Annotated in this window: 22 protein-coding genes and 1 pseudogene; 12 read left to right on the forward strand and 11 right to left on the reverse strand. The window is 72.7% G+C overall.

The genetic code is table 11. From position 1 onward, the window contains the following. Positions 1-33 precede the first annotated feature (33 nt). On the reverse strand, positions 34-612 hold the full coding sequence (locus DDW44_RS16630) for a TetR/AcrR family transcriptional regulator (protein WP_108906945.1): 579 nt from the start codon (positions 610-612) through the stop codon (positions 34-36). A gap of 398 nt (positions 613-1,010) precedes the next feature. Here DDW44_RS16630 and DDW44_RS16635 point away from each other — a divergent pair, with 398 nt between their 5' ends. Both DDW44_RS16635 and DDW44_RS16640 read left to right on the forward strand, forming a co-directional pair. Continuing rightward, positions 1,011-1,481, forward strand: coding sequence for a hypothetical protein (locus tag DDW44_RS16635; protein WP_108906946.1), 471 nt, complete (start codon positions 1,011-1,013; stop codon positions 1,479-1,481). A gap of 14 nt (positions 1,482-1,495) precedes the next feature. Next, the gene (locus DDW44_RS16640) at positions 1,496-1,861 is read left to right on the forward strand and encodes a DUF6233 domain-containing protein (protein ID WP_018892467.1); all 366 of its coding nucleotides are present in this window, start codon (positions 1,496-1,498) and stop codon (positions 1,859-1,861) included. Between the two features lie 88 nt (positions 1,862-1,949). On the opposite strand, the gene DDW44_RS16645 is transcribed toward DDW44_RS16640, so the two are convergent. The 4 genes from DDW44_RS16645 to DDW44_RS16660 all read right to left on the reverse strand — a co-directional run bounded on the left by DDW44_RS16645 (position 1,950) and on the right by DDW44_RS16660 (position 5,401). Further along, positions 1,950-2,180, reverse strand: a complete 231-nt coding sequence (locus DDW44_RS16645; protein WP_017947756.1) for a hypothetical protein — start codon at positions 2,178-2,180, stop codon at positions 1,950-1,952. Between the two features lie 130 nt (positions 2,181-2,310). Further along, positions 2,311-2,529 carry a hypothetical protein gene (locus tag DDW44_RS32090; protein WP_167455502.1) on the reverse strand — a complete coding sequence of 73 codons (219 nt, stop codon included), beginning with the start codon at positions 2,527-2,529 and terminating at the stop codon, positions 2,311-2,313. Between the two features lie 423 nt (positions 2,530-2,952). Beyond that, positions 2,953-4,635 carry a bifunctional 3'-5' exonuclease/DNA polymerase gene (locus tag DDW44_RS16655; protein ID WP_026282042.1) on the reverse strand — a complete coding sequence of 561 codons (1,683 nt, stop codon included), beginning with the start codon at positions 4,633-4,635 and terminating at the stop codon, positions 2,953-2,955. 208 nt (positions 4,636-4,843) lie between these two features. After that, entirely contained in the window at positions 4,844-5,401 is a 558-nt protein-coding gene (locus DDW44_RS16660) for a sugar O-acetyltransferase (protein ID WP_108906947.1), read from the reverse strand. Between the two features lie 313 nt (positions 5,402-5,714). Here DDW44_RS16660 and DDW44_RS16665 point away from each other — a divergent pair, with 313 nt between their 5' ends. Further along, positions 5,715-6,857 (forward strand): DUF2786 domain-containing protein, encoded by a 1,143-nt coding sequence (locus DDW44_RS16665; RefSeq protein ID WP_108906948.1) that lies wholly within the window; start codon positions 5,715-5,717, stop codon positions 6,855-6,857. Positions 6,858-7,097: 240 nt separating this feature from the next. Here DDW44_RS16665 and rpsN read toward each other — a convergent pair. After that, positions 7,098-7,376: pseudogene (gene rpsN / locus DDW44_RS16670) on the reverse strand (30S ribosomal protein S14); the annotation flags it as partial. 115 nt (positions 7,377-7,491) lie between these two features. On the opposite strand from rpsN, the gene rpmG reads away from it, so the two are divergent. The 5 genes from rpmG (at position 7,492) to DDW44_RS16695 (ending at position 10,003) form a co-directional block, all read left to right on the forward strand. Beyond that, positions 7,492-7,656 (forward strand): 50S ribosomal protein L33, encoded by a 165-nt coding sequence (rpmG, locus tag DDW44_RS16675; RefSeq protein ID WP_017949758.1) that lies wholly within the window; start codon positions 7,492-7,494, stop codon positions 7,654-7,656. Between the two features lie 23 nt (positions 7,657-7,679). Next, positions 7,680-7,934 carry a type B 50S ribosomal protein L31 gene (locus DDW44_RS16680; RefSeq protein ID WP_017949757.1) on the forward strand — a complete coding sequence of 85 codons (255 nt, stop codon included), beginning with the start codon at positions 7,680-7,682 and terminating at the stop codon, positions 7,932-7,934. After that, positions 7,934-9,073 carry a CobW family GTP-binding protein gene (locus tag DDW44_RS16685; RefSeq protein WP_017949756.1) on the forward strand — a complete coding sequence of 380 codons (1,140 nt, stop codon included), beginning with the start codon at positions 7,934-7,936 and terminating at the stop codon, positions 9,071-9,073. The genes DDW44_RS16680 and DDW44_RS16685 overlap by 1 nt, the downstream gene beginning before the upstream one ends. A gap of 1 nt (position 9,074) precedes the next feature. Next, positions 9,075-9,317, forward strand: a complete 243-nt coding sequence (gene rpsR / locus DDW44_RS16690; RefSeq protein ID WP_017949755.1) for a 30S ribosomal protein S18 — start codon at positions 9,075-9,077, stop codon at positions 9,315-9,317. A 446-nt stretch (positions 9,318-9,763) separates the two neighbouring features. After that, positions 9,764-10,003 carry a DUF397 domain-containing protein gene (locus DDW44_RS16695; protein WP_108906949.1) on the forward strand — a complete coding sequence of 80 codons (240 nt, stop codon included), beginning with the start codon at positions 9,764-9,766 and terminating at the stop codon, positions 10,001-10,003. 194 nt (positions 10,004-10,197) lie between these two features. On the opposite strand, the gene DDW44_RS16700 is transcribed toward DDW44_RS16695, so the two are convergent. Continuing rightward, the gene (locus DDW44_RS16700; RefSeq protein ID WP_170811846.1) at positions 10,198-10,683 is read right to left on the reverse strand and encodes an ATP-binding protein; all 486 of its coding nucleotides are present in this window, start codon (positions 10,681-10,683) and stop codon (positions 10,198-10,200) included. 374 nt (positions 10,684-11,057) lie between these two features. On the opposite strand from DDW44_RS16700, the gene DDW44_RS16705 reads away from it, so the two are divergent. From DDW44_RS16705 to DDW44_RS16715, 3 genes are all read left to right on the forward strand, one after another. Then, positions 11,058-11,891, forward strand: coding sequence for a helix-turn-helix domain-containing protein (locus tag DDW44_RS16705; RefSeq protein WP_026165562.1), 834 nt, complete (start codon positions 11,058-11,060; stop codon positions 11,889-11,891). 78 nt (positions 11,892-11,969) lie between these two features. After that, positions 11,970-13,433, forward strand: coding sequence for an aldehyde dehydrogenase family protein (locus DDW44_RS16710; protein WP_017949751.1), 1,464 nt, complete (start codon positions 11,970-11,972; stop codon positions 13,431-13,433). Between the two features lie 292 nt (positions 13,434-13,725). Beyond that, the gene (locus DDW44_RS16715) at positions 13,726-13,947 is read left to right on the forward strand and encodes a hypothetical protein (RefSeq protein ID WP_026165561.1); all 222 of its coding nucleotides are present in this window, start codon (positions 13,726-13,728) and stop codon (positions 13,945-13,947) included. 107 nt (positions 13,948-14,054) lie between these two features. On the opposite strand, the gene gad is transcribed toward DDW44_RS16715, so the two are convergent. From gad to DDW44_RS16730, 3 genes are all read right to left on the reverse strand, one after another. Next, positions 14,055-15,479 (reverse strand): glutamate decarboxylase, encoded by a 1,425-nt coding sequence (gad, locus tag DDW44_RS16720; protein WP_018892476.1) that lies wholly within the window; start codon positions 15,477-15,479, stop codon positions 14,055-14,057. A gap of 13 nt (positions 15,480-15,492) precedes the next feature. Then, entirely contained in the window at positions 15,493-16,722 is a 1,230-nt protein-coding gene (locus DDW44_RS16725; RefSeq protein ID WP_108906950.1) for an ion channel protein, read from the reverse strand. Positions 16,723-16,831: 109 nt separating this feature from the next. Beyond that, a complete protein-coding gene (locus DDW44_RS16730) occupies positions 16,832-17,197 on the reverse strand; it encodes a YbjQ family protein (RefSeq protein WP_017949747.1) in 366 nt (121 codons plus the stop codon). A 126-nt stretch (positions 17,198-17,323) separates the two neighbouring features. Here DDW44_RS16730 and DDW44_RS16735 point away from each other — a divergent pair, with 126 nt between their 5' ends. Beyond that, complete coding sequence (locus tag DDW44_RS16735) at positions 17,324-18,022, forward strand: DedA family protein (RefSeq protein WP_026165560.1); 699 nt, start codon at positions 17,324-17,326, stop codon at positions 18,020-18,022. A 77-nt stretch (positions 18,023-18,099) separates the two neighbouring features. On the opposite strand, the gene DDW44_RS16740 is transcribed toward DDW44_RS16735, so the two are convergent. Continuing rightward, positions 18,100-19,749 carry a threonine/serine exporter family protein gene (locus DDW44_RS16740; protein ID WP_018892478.1) on the reverse strand — a complete coding sequence of 550 codons (1,650 nt, stop codon included), beginning with the start codon at positions 19,747-19,749 and terminating at the stop codon, positions 18,100-18,102. Positions 19,750-19,770: the final 21 nt, after the last annotated feature.

Below are 19,770 nucleotides of genomic sequence, written 5' to 3' on the forward strand. Positions count from 1 at the left end.
CCTGGGGCCGCGGCCGGCGTCGCGGCGTGGGTCTCAGTCCCTGTCGCCCGAGGACAGCAACTGCCAGATCTGGCAGATCTGCTCGGTGCCGTCACCGGGCCCGTTCGCCGGCTCGGTGTAGTACGTGCCGCACATCAGGGCCACGACCAGGGAGCTGATCAGTTCCGGACGCTGCCGGCCGATCAGTTCGTCCCGCTCCTGGGCGTCGCCGACGAGCCGGGTGAGCGCGGCAGACAGATCGGTGATGACCGCCGGCATCCGTCCCTGGGTGCGGGCGTCCTCCAGCGCGAGTCTGAGGCCGGCGCGGAAACGCAGGTCCGACTGTATGCGGTGGACGAAACCGACGGTGACGTGCTCCAGGCTCGTCAGCGGAGAGTCCCCCTCGGCGATCTCCTCCAGCAGTTCGCGCCCCACCTGGTTGAACGACGAGGTGAACACGGCGGCGAGAGCGTCCTTGGACGGGAAGTGGGCGTACAGCGCGCCCTTCGTCATGCCGACGTGGGTCGCGATGCGCTGGAGATTGGCACCCGCGTAGCCGTGGCGCGAAAACTCGTCCGCCGAGGCATCCAGGAATCGCTCGTAGGTCCGCGAAGCCCTCTCCTGTTTCGTCATGGTTCCCCTCCGTCGGCGCCCGGTTACTCGCAATAACAGTCTTCGAGGAATCTTTTCCTGTCGGCGGACGGCTTACAAGTTCGGGTGGGGGTGCGGCCTGCGTCATCGGGCTGCGGTGGCGGGATCGTTGCGCCGCCGGGCGCCGGAGGGCGGCGGTGGGCGGGGGTGCGTCCAGGTGTGCCCGCTCGGGAGGGCGGGCGGTCGCCTGCAGGAATCGCGGGGGTGCGCCGGTGTCGAAGGGTCTCGAGGTGATCGGTGGGCGGGTCGTTCCGGCGGTCGGCCGCGGGTCGCGGAGGAAGGCCGGGTCTCGCTGCCGGGGGGTGGCCGCCGAGTGAGCGTGTGCACGTCAGTCACGTCGCTCTCCCGGCAAATATTCGAACAGGCGTATTATTCGAACCGTGGCCGAAGACGACTTCCCCGATGAGCTGCGCGACGCCCAGCTGCGCCTGCACCAGGCCCGGTCCGCGTACCGGGCGCTGTGCCGGGAGCTGCCGTGGTCGGTCGAATCCGCTGAAGGGTGGACGGGGGAGGAGGGGCACTACTCCGGCTACCGTCGCGAGTTCCCGGCGAGCCCCGGGTGGACCGAGGCGCAGAGGGCCGAGGAGGCCACGCTCCGCGAGCGCGTACTGACGCTGTCGATCGAGGTGTCGACGCACCCGTACTGGGCGGGTCTCGACCGGCCGGAGGTGGTGAAGGCCCGCATGGCGCTCAAGCACGCCGAGGGCGCGGGCGCCCTCTCCCCGGATGGTTCCGGCGGGGACCGCGGGCGGGGAGCGGCGGAAGGGGGGTCCGGCCGGGGCGGCGCGGTGCCCGGTTCGGCCGGGGAGGGGTCCGGCGGCGGCCCCCCGACGAGCTCCGCCGCGGCGTGAGCGGGCACGGTCCGATGCCCGACCTGTCGCGCTCCGAGCGGATCAGGCTCAACGAGGGGCTGCGCGACTGGCTCGCCTACCAGTTGAGGCAGACCGAGCGCACCCTCGACGAGCTGAAGCGCGAGGAGGAGGAAGACCGCAGGCGCCGTGAGGTCGCCCGGATCGAGATGTCGTGGAAGCTGCAGCCCGCCCGGGTGGAGGGCGCGCAACCCATGCTGCACCGGGGGAACTGCGGCCTGTACCGAACGCAGCTCGGCTACCTGGACGAGAAGCACGTGGTGATCGCGTTGGAGGAGTTCCCGGAGCTGGTGATGTGCGAACTGTGCGCGCCGTGGGGCAGCCTCGGCATCCCCCGGCCGCACCGGCAGCCGGGGGAGTAGACGCCGACCGCCACTGGTACGGCGGCCGGGCGTTCCCGCTCCGGGGCGGCTGCGCGACGGCCCGCGGTCCGCTTCCCGGCGGACCGGTTCAGGCGCGGCGCCCCTTGTTCCTGGGGTGGTTGCGGGCGGTGCGCTCGTTGCCGAACTTGTACGCGCCCGTCCAGCGGGCCATCACCTCCTGGGCGTCGCCGGACGCCACCTCCTCGGCGAACCTCGCGGCGCGGTCGCCGCGCAGTGTCGCGGCCTTCCGGCGGCGATGGGTGATGACGATGGTGCCGTCCGCACGGGCTTCGTAGCTGAAGCCGGAAGGGCTCGACATGAATTCCTGCCTTGTCTCTCGGTTCTCGGGGGTGCTTCCTCGGGGCTCCCGTCGCATGCCGTCCGGCCGTGTCGCCGTTCCGGAGTACCCGGCGGGATCGCACCGGCTACCCGGGGGCGCCGGCCCGCCGTCATGTGCGGCTCGCCGGCCGGGCGATGGGCGAGACCAGGGCCGAACCGCCCGCCGCATGACGAAAGCCGCCCGGCGGCTCGGCGACGACTACGGCGAGGGCGTGATCCTCCGCCATCTCGGCAACCTCCACGAGCACACCGACGCCTCGCACGCCATCGCCTGCCATGAGCGCAGCCTCGACGTCGGCGTCCGGCTCGGCAGCCCGCTGCTGCGCCACACGGCCCACTGCAACATCGGCTACGCACGCCTCACCCTCGGCCAACCGGACCTCGCCCGGCGCCACGTAGGCCGTGCGCCCTTGGCCCTGGCTCTGGCTCCGGGTCTGGCTCTGGTGCGGGTGCGGGTGCGACCGGTCGGCGGTACCTCGAGCCGGGCGGCGACCGACCCGCGCAAGCAGGTCTGCCGCGCGCAGGTCCGGCACGACGGGTTCCGGCGGCGGCAGTGCGGCGGAAACACCGAGGACCCCCCTGGACGTCCATGTCCGTCCCGGCGGCCGGAACGGCCGCGTGGCAGGCCGCCCGGAGAGCGCGCGGCACCGGACAGCACGTCACTTCGGGTGGCCGCGGCCGGCCGCGGGGAGCCGTCGGCGGACCGGCCGGGCCGCCGACCGCGAGCGCGCCGAGGGCCGGGCGGGGCCGGATCACTTGGCGTCCGCATAGCGCTCCACCACCGCCGTCGTGAAGGGGAACCGCACCGGCGTCTCACCGAAGGCGATTCGCCCGGCCAGCTCTCCGGCGGCGCGGATCGCCCGCACCACCGCCTCGGCCTCCTCGGCCGGGCAGTGCACGATCACCTCGTCGTGCTGGAAGAAGACCAGTTCGGCGCGCATGTCCGCGGTCGCCCTGCGGAGTGCGGCGAGGAGCAGCAGCGCCCAGTCCGCGGCGCTGCCCTGGACGACGAAGTTGCGGGTGAACCTGCCGCGGGCGCGGGCGTTCGTCGAGGCGTAGCCCGGGGCGAACTCGTTCCGGGCCGGGGTGTCGTCGTTCTCCTGGGGGATACCGGCTTCGTCGTCGTCGCGGGCACCGGCCGCCGGCGGGCTGGTTCGGCCCAGCCAGGTGCGAACGAGGCGGCCCTCCTCGCCGGCGCGTGCCGCGTCGTCCACATAGCCGACCGCGCGGGGGAAGCGGCGGCGCAGCGCCGCGAGGTTCTTCAGCCCGTCGCCGCTGGTCTGGCCGTAGACGGCGCCGAGCAGCGCGATCTTGGCGTGGTCGCGGTCCCCGGAGAACGCCCGGTCCGACAGCCGGGTGTACAGGTCGTCGTCGTGTGCGGCGACCTCCATCAGCCCCGGGTCGCGGGAGATCGCGGCGAGCACCCTGGGCTCCATCTGGTCGGCGTCGGCGACCACGAGCCGCCAGCCGTCGTCCGCGACCACGGCACGCCGGAGCACCTTGGGGATCTGCAGAGCGCCGCCGCCGTTGGTGGTCCAGCGGCCGGACACGGTGCCGCCGGGCAGGTACTCCGGGCGGAAGCGGCCGTCCCGCACCCAGTCCTGCAGCCAGCTCCAGCCGTGGGCCGTCCAGATCCGGTACAGCTTCTTGTAGGCGATCAGCGGACGTACGGCCGGGTGGTCGATCTCCTCCAGTTCCCAGCGCCGGGTCGACCGCACCTTGACCCCGGCCCGGGCGAACGCCCTGACGACGTCCGCGGGCAGATCGGGGCGCACCCGGTGCCCGAACGCGGCCGAGACCTCGTCCGCGAGCTCGGCGAGGCGGCGCGGCTCGCCCCCGCCCGCGTACCGCTCCCCGAGCAGCTCGCGCAGTACGTCCCGGTGGACGTCGTCCCGCCAGGGCAGCCCCGACCGGTTCATCTCCGAGGCGACCAGCATCCCCGCCGACTCGGCGGCCGTCAGCAACCGCATCCGGCCGGGGTGCTCGGTGCCCTCGTGCCGTCGCTGCTGCTCGGCGTAGACCTCCAGCAGACCCGTGAAGGGCACGGCCACGGGCTCCGGTTCGAACAGCGACGACTGCGCGCCCGGCACGGCGGCGCGCGGCGGCGGGTCGTCCGGAACGGGGGCGCGCCGCAGCCGCGCCCAGGCGGCGGCCGCGGAACGCGGCTCACCGTGGCGGCCTTCGGACCCGAGCAGGAGCAGCTCGGCGTCCTCGATGTCGTAGCACCGCTCGACCCTCACGCCGGCCGCCAGCAGCCGTGGGTAGATCTCGGCCGTGGACCGCCACACCCACCGGCCGACCTCCGGCCGCGACCTCACCGCGGTGACGAGATCGGCCTCCCTGCGCACCTCTCCGGCGGGCAACCCGTCCGGGCCGAGCGGTACGAGCACCGCTCCGCCGTCCTCGGCCGGGGCCAGGGCCCACCGTTCGTTCACGGTGGCGAGTCTGACACTCACGACTGACAGCGCAGCTCCGGCCGCGAGTCCGTTCGCCCGGGTCGTCGCCGGTCCGGCCGCGGCGCCGTTCGCCCGGCTCGTCGCCGAGCCCGCCGCGGCGCCGTTCGCCGGCCCGGGCGCGGGCAGCAGAGCAGTCCCGGCATCGTCGGTGCGGCGGCCGGCACCGGCCGCCACACCGGGCTTGTCGTCAGGTGAGGGTGCGGATCACCCGCGCCGGGTTGCCCACCGCCAGCACCCCGGCGGGCAGGTCCCTGGTGACGACGGCCCCGGCTCCGACCACCGTGTCGTCCCCGATCGTCACGCCGGGGCAGACGATGACGCCCCCGCCGAGCCAGACGTTGTCGCCGACCGTGATCGGGTCCCCCCTCTCCCAGCCCTCGCGGCGGCGCCTCGCGTCCAGGTCGTGGGAGGGAGTGAGCAGCTGGACGTCGGGGCCGAACTGGCAGTGTGCGCCGATCGTGATGGGCGCGACGTCCAGGAACACGGCCCCGAAGTTGACGAACGTGCCCTCGCCGATGCGGATGTGGTAGCCGAAGTCGCACCGGAACGGCGGGCGGATGCGGACGCCGGGGCCGACGGAGCCGAGGAGTTCGGCGAGGACGGCGTCCCGTGCGGCGGGCGGGTCGCCGCCCTCGGCGTTGTACGCCGCGCAGAGCCGGGAGCGCCGTTCGCTGTCGGCGGCGAGTTCGGGGTCGTCGGGGAGGTACCAGTCTCCTGCCAGCATGCGCTGCTTGTTCTCACCCATGGCGTCACCGTACGGTCCGCCGGCGCGAGGGCACCGGTGTGTTTCCGCCGTGACGGGCGCCCGCGCACGCGGCCGTCCGCGAGGCTCCCGCCGATGCCGGCGGGGCGTGCGATCCACGGCCGCCGGAGGACGCCCTCGCCTCCTGCCGCCGGAGGACGCCCTCGCCTCCTGCCCGGTGGTGCCCCCGGGTGCAGGACGGCCCCGAATCGACCAACGGCATCGGCACCCGTGCGCGGGCCCCGCCCGGCCACGACGGGCGGCCTGCGCGGCGCGCGGGGCGAGGGCTCGCGTAGGCTCGATCGGCGTGGATGTGGTGGAGCGTGCGCTCGGCGGGGCGCTGTACGCCGATGACGACGACGCGCTCGACCTCGGCGCCTCACTGCTGGCCGCCGCGCCGCCCGACGCCGACGCGGAGCTGGTCCGGCGCGGCGAGGAGTTCGTGCGCCGGGCGTGGGAGCGCGGCTGGCAGCCTGCGGATGTCGTACGGATCGTCCGCCGCGACCTCGACGAGCGCCATGTGGAGCTGGCCGCCGCCCTGATCGCCGGGGAGGCCCGGCGCTACGGGGACGATCTGCCGCCGCGATGGCGTGCGCAGCTCGACGCACTGCCGGACGGGGGGAGCGGGCGGCGTCCCGCGGACCGGTTCTCGCACGCGACCGCCGTGCTCCGGTTGTACCGGCTCCTGGCACGGCTGCCGGCGATCGAGCCGGTGGGTCCGGTCCCGGGGTCACCCGTCCACCGGCGGTCCCCCTCCGCGGGCACCGAGCCGCGGATGCTCACCCGGATCCGCGCTCTCCTCGCCAAGGCGGAGGCCACCGGCTATCCGGAGGAGGCGGAGGCGCTGACCGCGAAGGCTCAGGAACTGATGGCGCGCCACAGCATCGACGACGCGGTGCTCGCGGCCCGCACCCATCGTGCGGACGCGCCGGCCGCCTGCCGGATCGGCGTCGACCCCCCGTACGAGACGGCCAAGGCGATCCTGCTGGACGTGGTGGCCTCGGCGAACCGCTGCCGCGCGGTCTGGAACAGCGGCCTCGGCTTCTCGACGGTCGTCGGCTACGAGACGGACCTGGAGGCGGCGGAGCTGCTGTACACCTCCCTGCTGGTGCAGGGCACGACGGCGATGACCCGCGCCGAGGCGTCCCAGCGGGCCGGTGGACGCAAGCGGACGAAGACGTTCCGGCAGTCGTTCCTGCTGGCCTACGCGCACCGCATCGGTGACCGGCTGGCGCGGGCGACGTCCCACGCGACGCGGGACACGGCCGGGGGAGACCTGCTGCCGGCCCTCGCGGCCCGCGACGTCGCCGTCGCCGACCACGCCGAACGCCTCTTCCCGGACACGGTCCGCACCCGCGTCCGCGGTGCCACGGACGCGGCAGGCTGGCACGACGGCACCGCGGCGGCCGACAGCGCCCGGGTGCGCGGCCCGGACCGCCGCGGCGAGCTCCCCCGCTAGCGGCGAGGAGCCGGTCGCCGCGGGCCGCCGAGCATCCGCGCGGCGCGGAGGGCGGGGCGCGCGCCCCGGCACTCGGCCCCGGCCACGTCCGGCGGTGGCCCGCGGGCGCCTCCCCGGGGAGGCCCCCTGCCCCTCGCCGCGCATCGGCTTCCACGGCACCTGTTGGCCGCGCCCCGCCGCCCTTTGGCCGCGCCCCGCCGCCCGCGCCGCACACGGGCTCCCATGGCGCGGCCCCGTCCCCTACCAGGAGGACTTCGTCACTCCCGGCAGGAACCCCGCGTGCGCCTGCTCCCTGAGGCGGACGCGGGAGATGCCGAACGTGCGGATGTGGCCGCGCGGGCGGCCGTCGACCGCGTCGCGGTTGCGGACGGGGGTCGCGCTCGCGTCGCGCGGCGGACGGCGCAGCTCGCGCTGTGCGGCCAGGCGGTCCTCCTCGCTCGCGCCGGGGCGGCGGATGATCTCCTTCAGCTCCGCGCGCCGTGCGGCGTACCGCTCCACGACCTCCCGGCGCCGGTCATTGCGCGCGAGACGCGGTTGCCGAAGCCGGGCCGGGCCCGGTCAGCCGGCAGTGTGCGGACAACGTCACACGACCTTCTTTTTGGTAATGGAAACCATTTCCATCTACTCTACCCGCATGGCCCGCAACGAACTACGCCCGATCATCAAGCTCCGCTCCACCGCGGGGACCGGCTACACCTACGTCACCCGCAAGAACCGCCGTAACGACCCCGACCGCCTGACCCTGCGCAAGTACGACCCGGTCGCCGGCCGCCACGTCGACTTCCGCGAAGAGCGCTGAGCGGAAGCAGGAGGGAGATCCCCATGAAGCCAGGAATCCATCCGGCCTACGGCCCCGTCGTCTTCCGCGACCGAGCCGCCGGATTCGCCTTTCTCACCCGCTCGACGATGACGAGCGACCGGACCGTCGAGTGGGAGGACGGCAACACCTACCCCGTCGTGGACGTGGAGATCTCCTCCGCGAGCCACCCCTTCTACACCGGCACCGCGCGGGTTCTCGACACCGCGGGCCGGGTCGAGCGCTTCGAGCGGCGCTACCGACGGCACGGGGCCCGGTGATGGAGGGAACGCTCCCCGTCGCGATCGTCGGCGGACTGCACTCCGACGCACGAGCCGCCGTGGTCGCCAGGCTGCTGACCGCCGTGGGCGGCAGCGTCGCCCTCCACCACGACCTGTCGACCGCCGTCCGCGGCACGGTCCGGCGCAGCGTCCGGGACGCGACCGGCGTCCTGTCCGGCGGCGAGGCGCCGCTCGTCAACGACTGCGCCTGCTGCGCCCTGCGCGAGGACCTCGTGCCGGAGCTGGAACGGCTCGCCGACGGCGGCCTGACCCGGCTGGCCGTCGTCGAGCTCTGGGACTCGGTGGAGCCGAAGGCGATGGCCGAGGTCGTCGCGGCCCACGGCGACCGGCTGAGGGTCACGAGCGTGATCACGGCCGTCGACCCCTCCCTCCTGCTGCCGTATCTCGCGAACGGCGACGACCTGGCGGAGGCGGGACTGGCCGCCGCCCCGAACGACCGGCGCACGGTCGCCGACACCTGGGCGCGCCAGCTGGAGTACGCACCCGTGCTCGCCCTCGTCGGCGGGGACGAGGCAGACGAGGAGGACCGGGCCCTGCTGGCCCAGTTGCACCCGACGGCCCGCCGGGTGGCGGTGGACGGCGACGACCTGGCCGCGGCCGCCCTGGCCGGCTTCGACGTGGAGGCCGCCGCGGCGGCGCAGCACCCGGCGTGCGCGCTGCTTCCGCAGGAGGCGGACGAGTGCGGGGTCGGGACGTACGTCTGGCACCGCCGGCGGCCGTTCCACCCGGAGCGGCTGTACGCGGCGCTGGAGGACCTGACCTGCGTCGCGGCCCGCAGCCGGGGCCGGTTCTGGCTGGCCGACCGGCCCGACACGCTGCTGGCGTGGGACGCGGCCGGGGGAGCGCTCTGCGTCGAGAGCGTGGGCCCCTGGCTGGCCTCCCTGCCCGACGCGGCCTGGGAGATGGTCCCGCCCGTGCGCCGGGCCGCGGCGGCGCTGGACTGGCATCCGGAGCACGGCGACCGCTGCCAGCACCTGGTCTTCACCTCGCCGGGGCTGGACCGCGAGGGCCTGACGGAACTGCTCGACTCCTGCCTGCTGACCGATGCCGAGTACGCCGCCGGCGCCGAGGCGTGGAAGCGCCTGCCGCCGGCCTTCGACTCCCTCCTGGAGGTATGACATGCCCAAGCGCCGATCCGAGCGCACGCCCGTGAAGTCCCGCCCCAACCCGCTGGAGGCGGCGGGCGTCACCTATATCGACTACAAGGACACCGACCTGCTCCGCAGGTTCCTCTCCGATCGAGGCAAGATCCGCAGCCGCCGGGTGACCCGGGTGACGGCCCAGCAGCAGCGTCTGCTCGCCAGGGCGATCAAGAACGCGCGGGAGATGGCCCTGCTGCCGTACGCGTCGGCGCCGCGCTGAGCCGCCCGGCGAGGCGCGGTCCCGTGACCGGCCCGGGTAGGCGCGTCCGGTGAGCGGCCCGGGTAGGTGCGGTCCGGTGTCCGGCCCGGCGGCAGCGCTGCCCGGTGCTCCCCCTGGCAGCCGCGCTACCCGGTGCTCCCCCGTTGGTCACGCGATCGTGGAGCCGGAAGGGCCCGGCGCACGTCTCTCTTCGTGGACCGGTGACGCGACCCCGGCGATCAGGTGATCGGGTGATCGGGTGATCCGGCACGGTGGGTCGTGGAAGACCACGCACGGCCGGCGGTGCGGCCGTGCGGCGGTCGGCGGAGGTTCCGTGCGAGGTGCGGCCCGGGCTGTCACCATGGGGACACGTCGCGTGCACGTGCATCTGCTCATGCGTCTGCATGTGAACGCAGCTATGATCCGAGACAGTTGACACCTGAACCTTGTAACTCGGGGAGCGTCCTGTGCACGACGTGTACAACGGCATGGCGGCGACAGAGCTTCACGGGGTCGTCTGGCAGAAGAGCAAGCACAGCAACTCTCAGGGATCGTGCGTGGAGTTCGCGCAACTGCCCGGCGGCAACGTCGCGGTGCGCAACTCGCGCTTTCCCGAGGGGCCGGCGCTCGTCTACACGCCGGCCGAGATCCGGGCCATGCTGCTGGGGGTGAAGGACGGCGAGTTCGACCACCTCGCCGGCGGCTGACCCGCACGGAGGCCGGGCCCGGCCCGCACCCCGCAGGAACGCGCGTGCGGTGGGGCCGGCCGCAGCGCGCCGACGACCGGCCCGGCGCAGGCCCGCCGATGGGCGGTCGTACGGCGGCGTCCGGGGTGCCCGAGCCGTCCGGGGCGCCCGAACATCCCGGGCGCCCGAACCGTCCGGGCCGGGGCGCGGCAGGCTCACGCCGGCGGCAGGCGGAACAGCGCCCAGACGACCTTCCCGGTGAGCGGCCCCGCCAGCGGGTGCCAGCCCCAGCTGTCGCTGAAGGAGTCGACGAGGAACAGTCCCCGGCCGCACTCGGCGGAGTCCTCCGCCTCGCCGGCCACCGGGCTCTCCTCGCTGGGGTCGCGCACGGCGCAGACCAGCCGGCTGGTCCAGCGCATCAGATGGAGCCGCACCGGGGTTTCCTGGTCGCGCGGGGCGTCCGCGGGCAGGGCGTGCCGAAGCGCGTTGGTGACCAGTTCGGAGACGACGAGGGCGACGTCGTCGAAGCGCTCGTCGAGTTCCCACCGGGTCAGCGTCCTGCTGGTGAACTTCCGGGCGCCGCGCACCGCTTCGTAGCGGGCGGGCAGCGCGCAGGTGGCGGAGCTGGACACGGCCGCGGGGTCGATCGGCGGAAGGCCCTGCCGTAACGGCTCGAGCATGGTCGATCCATTCGTTCCCATGCGAGGCACTCCCGGGAATCGCAACTGTGGCGCTACAGCACGAACGAGCACGTACGAGTACGCAGGTGCGCGGGCTCCATGGTTCCGAATGCCCAGAACAGATGCAAGGGCAGATGCACGTGCACGCGCCGGAACTGTCCCCACCCGTGCCGGTTCACTCTCATATCTTCCGCGTGCTTCCTTGCGCCCTTTCCGCCACGGCTTCTTGTTTCCGTAATCGAACGAGTACGGGGCGAAGCGTTTTGGTGGCAGAATCCGGAGTTCGGGGTTCGGGGGTGCTCCGGGAAGTGATGGCGATGGGGAGGGCGGGAGACGTGACCGCAAGTGAGTCGTGGGGCTACCCCCGGGCCGACGGCCCCGGCGGGGGTTCGGTGGTGCGCCGCATCCTGCTGGGCTCGCAGCTGAGGCGCCTTCGGGAGTCGCGCGGCATCACCCGCGAGGCGGCGGGCTATTCGATCCGTGCGTCCGAATCCAAGATCAGCCGAATGGAGTTGGGGCGGGTCAGCTTCAAGGCCAGAGACGTCGAGGACCTCCTCACGCTCTACGGCGTCACGGACGAGGCGGAGCGCGGGTCACTGCTCGGTCTCGCCAAGGAGGCCAACGTGGCCGGCTGGTGGCACAGCTTCGGCGATGTGCTGCCCGGCTGGTTCCAGACGTACATCGGCCTGGAGGGCGCCGCCTCGCTCATCCGGATCTACGAGGTCCAGTTCGTCCACGGCCTGCTGCAGACCGAGGCGTACGCCCACGCCGTCGTCGAACGCGGTATGCCCGGCGCACCGGCCGCCGAGATCGACCGCCGGGTCGCGCTGCGCCTGGAGCGCCAGAAGGCCCTCGTCTCCGAGCAGGCACCCCGCTTCCACGCCGTCCTGGACGAGGCCGCGCTGCGCCGCCCCTACGGCGACCGGTCGGTGATGCAGGGCCAGTTGCGGCATCTGATCGAGGTCTCCGAGCAGCCGAACATCACCCTCCAGATCATGCCGTTCAGCTTCGGCGGCCACGCGGGCGAGTCCGGGGCGTTCACGATGCTGCGCTTCCCGGAGTCGGACCTCTCCGACATCGTCTACCTGGAGCAGCTGACGAGCGCGCTGTACCTCGACAAACCCGAGGAGGTGGCGCAGTACGAGCGGGCGATGGAGCGCCTCCGGGAGGACAGCCCCGGGCCGGACGAGAGCCGTGACCTTCTCCGAGGACTGCTCCAACTGACGTGACCGGCAAGTAGGATGACGCGACATCAGTCCTTCAGGCGACTGCACACGACCCTGCTCCCGCGGCCGGTAAGGGAACCCATGTCCTCCTCCTTCTTCAGCGAGCTGGCACTCCAGTACATCGATGGCGAATGGCGCCCGGGCAGCGGTTCCTGGGACATCATCGACTTCAACCCGTACAACGAGGAGAAACTCGCCTCGATCACCGTCGCCACGGCCCGCGAGGTGGACCAGGCGTACCGTGCCGCGGAGCGGGCGCAGAAGGAGTGGGCCGGCACCAACCCGTACGCGCGGCGTTCGGTCTTCGAGCGGGCCCTGAGGATCATCGAGGACCGCGAGGACGAGATCGCCGAGGCCATCGTCGCCGAACTGGGCGGCACCCGGCTGAAGGCGGCCTTCGAACTGCACCTCGCCAAGGAGTTCCTGCGCGAGGCGATCCAGCTGGCGCTGCGTCCCGAGGGACGCATCCTGCCGTCCCCGGTGGACGGCAAGGAGAACCGGGTCTACCGGCTCCCGGTCGGTGTGGTGGGCGTCATCAGCCCCTTCAACTTCCCCTTCCTGCTGTCGATCAAGTCGGTCGCGCCGGCGCTGGCGCTCGGGAACGCGGTCGTCCTCAAGCCGCACCAGAACACGCCGATCTGCGGCGGTTCCCTGGTCGCCAAGGTCTTCGAGGACGCCGGCCTGCCCGCCGGACTGCTCAACGTGGTGATCACCGACATCGCCGAGATCGGCGACGCGCTGATAGAGCACCCGGTGCCCAAGGTCATCTCCTTCACCGGCTCCGACCGGGTGGGCCGGCACGTCGCCACCGTCTGTGCGGCCAACTTCAAGCACGCCGTCCTCGAACTGGGCGGCAACAGCGCCTTCATCGTGCTCGACGACGCCGACATCGACTACGCGGTCGACGCCGCGGTCTTCAGCCGGTACGTGCACCAGGGCCAGGTGTGCATGGCCGCGAACCGCATCCTCGTGGACCGCAGGGTGGAGAAGGAGTTCACCGAGAAGCTCGTCGCCAAGGTGCGGACCCTGAAGGTGGGGGACCCGGCCGACCCCGGGACGCACATCGGCCCGCTGATCAACTCGCTCCAGGCGGAGGCCGTGTCCAGCCTGGTCGAGCAGTCGGTCGAGGCGGGTGCCACCGCTCTGCTGCGCGGCCGGACGGAGGGCAACGTGGTGTCCCCGTCGGTGCTGACCGGACTCCCGGCCGACTCGCCCGTGCTGTCCCAGGAGATCTTCGGCCCGGTGGTGCTGCTCATCCCGTTCGAGGGCGAGGATGAGGCGGTCCGGATCGCCAACGACACCCCGTACGGCCTCAGCGGCGCCGTCCACACCGGTGACATCGAGCGCGGCGTGGCGCTGGCCCAGCGCATCCACACCGGGATGATCCACATCAACGACTCCACCGTGCACGACGAGCCGATCGTGCCGTTCGGCGGCGAGAAGTCGTCCGGCATCGGGCGGCTGAACGGCGAGGCGATGGTCGAGGTCTTCACCACCCAGAAGTGGATCTCGGTGCAGCGGGGCCGTTCGGTCTTCCCGTTCTGAGCGCCGCCCCTCTTCCCGGGCCTCTCTCTCCGGACCCCTCTTCCCGGGCCCCCTTTCCGCGCGCATCCTTCCGGGCGCCCCGAAGGGGGCCCTTGCCCGTGCTCCTTGCCCGTGCCCCTTCCCCGCGCGGCCGGGCCGTCGGGCGCGTACGGCCTCGCGGTGCCGGGGCGGGGGAGCCGGGCCGGACCGGCGGGCGTACGCGGCAGGCAGGCGGCGCGTACGGGCAGGCGGCGCGTACGGGGCAGGCGCCCCCCCTCGTGCGGAAGGCGGGTCCGTGCCACACCCTTGAACCATGAGTGACGCACCAGGAGTGGCCCCGATCGTCGTCCTGCCCGTCCAGCCGGGTGATCCGCCGTTCCGGGTGGTGGAGATCGAGGGCCAGACGGTCGGGATCGCGCACGACATGATCGACGTGATCAGCATGGCGCACGCGTCGGGCCGGCACGGCGTGGATCTGGACGACCCCGCGCTGGTGCGCTGGGTCGGCGGCGGAAAGTACCGGTGGAAGCCCTGAGGGCCCGGCTGCCGGCGGTGGAAGTACCGGCCGAAGCCGTGAGAGACCGGCCGGGGGGCGCCGGCAAGCTGCTGCGGGTCCGGCCGAGGCGCCCCCGGCGGCGCCCCTCAGTGGTGGAAGCCGGTGGCGGCCGCCTTGTCCTTGCTCTGCGGCGCGCTCTGGGCCCGCAGTTCCGGCAGGGCCCGCTGCAGGTCCTCCACCAGCAGCTCGGCGAGGTCCGCCGAGAAGCCGTTGCGGCAGACGAAGCGCAGCACCGAGAGATCCTCCCGGTTGGGCGGGAAGGTGTAGGCCGGCACCAGCCAGCCGCTCTCCCGCAGCCGCCGTGCGACGTCGAACACGTCGAAGTTCCTGATCTCCGGGTTCGTCGTCACGGCGAACACCGGCAGCTGGTCCCCGCGGGTGAGCAGCCGGAAGTCACCCAGGCAGTCGATCTTCTCGGCCAGGGTCCGCGCCACGTCCCGGGCCGTCTGCTGGACCGCCCGGTAGCCGTCCCGGCCGAGCCGGATGAAGGTGTAGTACTGCGCCACCACCTGGGCCCCGGGCCGGGAGAAGTTGAGCGCGAACGTCGGCATGTCGCCGCCCAGGTAGTTCACCCGGAAGACCAGTTCGTCGGGCAGGTTGTCCGGGGAGCGCCACAGCGCCCAGCCGACCCCCGGGTACACCAGTCCGTACTTGTGCCCCGAGGTGTTGATCGAGGCCACTCGCGGCAGCCTGAAGTCCCAGGCCAGGTCCTCGTCCAGGAAGGGGGCGACCATCGCGCCGGAGGCCCCGTCCACATGCACCGGAATGTCCAGGCCGGTGCGCTCCTGGAGGGCGTCCAGTGCCGAGCAGACCTCCTGGACCGGCTCGTACGACCCGTCGAAGGTGGACCCCAGGACGGCGACCACACCGATGGTGTTCTCGTCGCAGAGGTCGGCCGCCGCCTGCGGGTCGAGGTGGTAGCGGTCGCCCTCCATCGGGACCAGGCGGGGCTCCACCTCCCAGAAGTTGCAGAACTTGTCCCAGCAGACCTGCACGTTGACGCCCATGACCAGGTTGGGCCGGGCGCCGGCGCCGGGGTACCGGTCCCGGTTGCGGTGCGCCCACCGCCGCTTCAGCGCCATCCCCGCGAGCATGCACGCCTCGCTCGAGCCGGTCGTGGAGCAGCCCACCGTGGCCTCCGGGTCCGGGGCGTGCCAGAGGTCGGCGAGCATCGCCACGCACCGCCGCTCCAGTTCGGCGGTCCGCGGGTACTCGTCCTTGTCGATCATGTTCTTGTCCCGGCACTCGGCCATCAGCCTCCCGGCCTCCGGCTCCATCCACGTCGTCACGAACGTGGCCAGGTTGAGACGTGAGTTGCCGTCCAGCATCAGCTCGTCGTGCACGAACTGGTAGGCCGCCGAGGGCGCCATGGGCCCGTCGGGCAGCCGGTGCTGGGGCGGTGCCAGGACCATCGACCCCAGGGGGTCGGCCTCCCCGTAGAACGGGTTGATCGACAGCCTGCGCCGTTCCTCGCTCGCCTCGGGACGCATACCGACCTTGTGCAGTGCCATGTCCGATCGCCTTTCAGCGCAGTGGGGTGCCGTCGTGGTGGAGTTGCATCTGGGGCCGGCCGGTCACCAGCAGCCATGCCGGGACCAGGCCGATGCACAGCAGGGGCAGCGCGTGCGGGTCGCCGGCCAGTACGGCCGCGGTGAACAGGCTGAGCCAGCCCTGCCGGGTGATCGCCAGCAGCACGCCGAGGACCGCGCACGCCACCGCGACCGTGGGATGCACCTCGGGTACGAGGGCGCTCACCCCCAGGCCCAGCGCGACGCCCACGAAGATGCTGGGGAAGATCCGGCCGCCGCGGAAGCCGCTCGTCGCCGCGATGGTGAGGGCGGCGAGTTTGACCACGGTCATCAGCGCGAACTGCCCGGAGGACCAGCCCGATGGGTCCGCCGCCAGTACCTTCACCTCCTCCAGGCCCTTGAAGAGGGTGAGTTGGCCGCCCAGCGCCCCGAGGAGCCCCAGCACCAGCCCGCCCACGGTGATCGCGGCCACCGGGTGTCCGAGCTTCCGGAAGGCGGCGTGCGTGTACGGGAACGCGTACACGGCCGCCATCCCCAGCAGCGCGCCCAGCGAGGAGACCGCGAGCGCCGCCGGCACGTCGCCCCAGTGCGAGCCGCTCAGCGGGGGGAGGTCGAGGTCGAAGGTGGGATGGGCGATCAGCACGGTGGTCAGCGAACCGGCGCCGCCCGCGATCAGCGGGGCGAACAGCTTGTCCCACAGCGCGCCGGGCGCCGGCCGGGAGGCCAGGGACTCGGTGAGGATCAGGGCCGCCGCCACGGGGGTGCCGAAGAGCGCGCCGACCGTGCCGGCCGCGGCCAGCGAGGCCCACAGCTCCGCGCGCGAGCCGCGCATGGCCTTGCCGCCCAGCCATGCGGCGAGGGCGATGTTCGCCGCCGTGATCGGGTTCTCCGGGCCCAGACTGACCCCGCCCGCGAGTCCGAGTACGGCCGTGAGCAGCAGGCTGGGCACCACCGAGGCGGGCATCGGGGGGTCCACGAGCCCGGTGGTGGCGGGGTCGGGGCCGGCGTGCCCGGGCACCTTCCACACCACCAGCCCGACCGCGAGGCCCGTCGCGGTGAGCACGGCGACCGTCCACGGCACCGAGTAGCGGCCGATGCCGACGGCGTCGGGCAGGATCCCCCACAGGACGCCCTTGAACTGCTCCGAGACCTCGGTCAGCCCGAGGAGCAGCAGACTCGAGCCGACGCCGACGACGATCGCCGGGACGATCAGCGGCAGCAGCACCCGGGGAGGAGTCGCCGCCGGGGAGGGGTCGGTCGTCGTCACGGCCCTCACGATAACGGCAGAAAACGCCCATATCGTGGGTCATTCGAGGTCGCGCCGCGATGCGCCGTCAGACGCGTGTGATCACCGCCGCCGTGCCGTAGGCGCACACCTCGGTGCCGACGTCCGCCGCCTCCGAGACATCGAACCGGAACATCAGCACCGCGTTCGCGCCCCGCGACCGCGCCTGCTCGACCAGCCGCTCCATGGCCTGGTTGCGGGTCTGCACCAGGGTCTTGGACAGGCCCTTCAGCTCGCCGCCGATCATCGACTTCAGGCCCGCGCCGATCTGGCTGCCGAGATGGCGTGAACGCACGGTCAGGCCGAAGACCTCGCCGATCACCCGCTCCACCCGGAAACCCGGGACGTCGTTCGTCGTGACGACCAGCACATCGGGGTGCGGCCCCTGGCCTCCGCCGAAATCCTCGATTCCCATGGGCACAGCTTCGCGGCCGTCCGCCCCACGCGCATCCGGAGTGGGGCACTGGAACCGGACCGGAAAGAATGCGTTGATAGTTTGGGCGCCACGCCCGACGACTCACACCACTGGAGCCCGGACCTCGTGAACCCCCTTGCGCTCGGACCGAGCTGGCTGGACCCGGACTTTCTGATCACCACCTTCGGACTGATCGGCGTACTCGTCATCGTGTTCGCCGAGTCCGGTCTGCTGATCGGATTCTTCCTGCCCGGAGACTCCCTGCTGTTCACCACGGGCCTCCTGGTGACGACCGACGTCATCAAGCAGCCGCTGTGGCTGGTGTGCACGCTCATCGTGCTCGCCGCGATCATCGGCGACCAGGTGGGCTACCTCTTCGGCCGCAAGGTCGGCCCCGCGCTCTTCAAGCGCCCGGACTCCCGGTTCTTCAAGCAGGAGAACGTGGAGAAGGCGCACGAGTTCTTCGAGAAGTACGGCCCGAAGTCACTGGTCCTCGCCCGGTTCGTGCCGATCGTGCGGACGTTCACGCCGATCATCGCCGGTGTGAGCCGGATGAACTACCGCTCGTTCGTCACGTTCAACATCATCGGCGGTGTGCTCTGGGGCGCCGGCGTGACGCTGCTCGGAGCCGCGCTCGGCAAGGTCGACTTCGTGCACCAGAACATCGAGGCGATCCTGATCGGCATCGTGCTCCTCTCGGTGCTGCCCATCGTGATCGAGTTCATGCGGGCACGGTCCAGGAACAAGAAGGAGGCCGCGGCCGGCGACGCCGGCGACACGGCCGCGGACGGGACCGCCCCGCGCGGCCGGCACGCCAAGCGCTGAGAGCCCGTACGCAGACGCCCCGGACCGTGGCATGACGGTCCGGGGCGTTCTCCGTACCCCGATGAGTGCGGCCCCGGTCAGAAGCCGCGCGTCCGCTTGGCCGCCCGGCGCCGGCCCGCCGCAGCCGGGCTGCGCAGGAACATCCGGGCGATCTCGCCTCCCAGGTTCACTCCGATCGCGATGGCCAGCGCCAGCGCCGCGGCCCTCGCCAGCGAGGCGAACCCCGCGTCGATGTCGTTCTGCGCGATGTGCAGCACTCCGAAGTACATGGCACTACCCGGCAGCAGGGGGCCGATCGCGGCCGTCACGTACGGCAGCGAGGAGGTGTGCTGGAAGCGGGCCAGCAGCTGCCCGAACAGACCCACCAGCCCGGCCGCCACCGCCGTCGCCAGCACGGCGGACCCGTTGCCCGCCAGCGCGACCGCGCCGTAGATCACCCACGCCACCCCGCCGTTGGCGGCGGCGACCAGCACCGTGGAACGGTCCTGCTGGAGCAGTACCGCGAAGGTCAGGCTCAGCACCATCGAGGCCAGGATCTGCGTCACCGGCCGCTCGACGCTGATCAACGCCCCCTCAGGGCTGAGGTTCGCCTCGAACTGGACGCCCACGTACAGGACCGTGAGCACTCCGACGACGATCGCCACGAAGAAGTAGGCGACCTCCAGCAGCCGGGCCGACGCCGTGATGTAGAAGCCCGTCAGCCCGTCCTGGACCGCCGCCACCAGCGCCCGCCCCGGGATCAGGGCGAACAGGCCACCGGTGATGACCGCGGAGGGGCGCAGATCGGCGTGCAGGGCGCTGAGCGCCACACCGATCGCGGCCGGAGGCATCGCGGCCACCACGAACTGGTAGAACTCCGGCAGCCCACGGCCAGCGCACAGCCACGCCAGCCGGTCGCCCAGCATCGCGCCGACCGCCGCGGCCAGGAACACCAGCACGCCACCGCCCACCAGCACGGAGGCCGCCCCGGCCAGGGTGCCCGCCGCGAGCGTGAGGACCCAGCCCGGGTACGGGTGCCGGTTCCGGCGGATCTCGGCCAGACGCCGGTACGCCTCGTCCAGCCTGACCTCGTGGTCGTCGCCGCTGATGTCCGCGACCAGCTGGTACACGGCGGTCAGCCGGGTGTAGTCGGTGCCCCGGCGGCGCACGGTCCGGTTCGCCGTCACCGGGTCGTCCACGAGCGACGGCTGGTAGGTGATCGACAGCAGCGTGAACGTCACCGTCGGCTCGGCGTTGTCGAGACCGTACGCGCTGCTGACGGCGAGCATCGCCGCCTCGACGTCCTCCGCGCCCTCGCCGCCCGCGAGCAGCAGCTCCCCGATGCGCAGCGTCAGGTCGAGCACGCGGGGCACGGCCGGCCCGGACTCGTCGTGCCGCTGCACGGGCTCCGGTACGGGGCGCTCGCTCACCGGGATCCGCAGCATCGTGCGCATCCGGTCCTGCCAGGGCACGTCCTTGGAGAGCTGGACCACCGGGAAGCCGTGGGCGGGCGTGTAGACCGGCGGGGACGACTTGGCGCGGTAGGTCGACGGGGGCGCGAACGCCGAGCCCTCCGGCTCGGCCGGTGCCTCCGTGGCCAGCCCCTCGGGAACGGCGAACTCGGAGGAGGGATGGTCCTCCTCGGGCGGTCCCGGCTGGTCGACACCCTCCGGTGGGGTGAAGGCGCTGCGTGCCTCGTCGGACTGCGGCTTCCGGTCCTCGAGGGGACCTTCCGGCTCCGCCACCACGCTCTACCGACTCCTCCCGCT

Origin of the sequence: Streptomyces tirandamycinicus (assembly GCF_003097515.1) — a bacterium.
Classification (GTDB): Bacteria; Actinomycetota; Actinomycetes; order Streptomycetales; family Streptomycetaceae; genus Streptomyces; species Streptomyces tirandamycinicus.

Bases quoted from the DNA above. Each gene is read 5' to 3' on its own strand.
- DDW44_RS16680 (WP_017949757.1), top strand. From the start codon at position 7,680: ATGAAGCCAGGAATCCATCCGGCCTACGGCCCCGTCGTCTTCCGCGAC.
- gad (WP_018892476.1), bottom strand. From the start codon at position 15,479: ATGGCACTGCACAAGGTCGGTATGCGTCCCGAGGCGAGCGAGGAACGG.
- DDW44_RS16710 (WP_017949751.1), top strand. From the start codon at position 11,970: ATGTCCTCCTCCTTCTTCAGCGAGCTGGCACTCCAGTACATCGATGGC.
- DDW44_RS16685 (WP_017949756.1), top strand. From the start codon at position 7,934: ATGGAGGGAACGCTCCCCGTCGCGATCGTCGGCGGACTGCACTCCGAC.
- DDW44_RS16645 (WP_017947756.1), bottom strand. From the start codon at position 2,180: ATGTCGAGCCCTTCCGGCTTCAGCTACGAAGCCCGTGCGGACGGCACC.
- DDW44_RS16730 (WP_017949747.1), bottom strand. From the start codon at position 17,197: ATGGGAATCGAGGATTTCGGCGGAGGCCAGGGGCCGCACCCCGATGTG.
- DDW44_RS16660 (WP_108906947.1), bottom strand. From the start codon at position 5,401: ATGGGTGAGAACAAGCAGCGCATGCTGGCAGGAGACTGGTACCTCCCC.
- DDW44_RS16700 (WP_170811846.1), bottom strand. From the start codon at position 10,683: ATGGGAACGAATGGATCGACCATGCTCGAGCCGTTACGGCAGGGCCTT.
- rpsR (WP_017949755.1), top strand. From the start codon at position 9,075: ATGCCCAAGCGCCGATCCGAGCGCACGCCCGTGAAGTCCCGCCCCAAC.
- rpmG (WP_017949758.1), top strand. From the start codon at position 7,492: ATGGCCCGCAACGAACTACGCCCGATCATCAAGCTCCGCTCCACCGCG.
- DDW44_RS16715 (WP_026165561.1), top strand. From the start codon at position 13,726: ATGAGTGACGCACCAGGAGTGGCCCCGATCGTCGTCCTGCCCGTCCAG.
- DDW44_RS16630 (WP_108906945.1), bottom strand. From the start codon at position 612: ATGACGAAACAGGAGAGGGCTTCGCGGACCTACGAGCGATTCCTGGAT.
- DDW44_RS16640 (WP_018892467.1), top strand. From the start codon at position 1,496: ATGCCCGACCTGTCGCGCTCCGAGCGGATCAGGCTCAACGAGGGGCTG.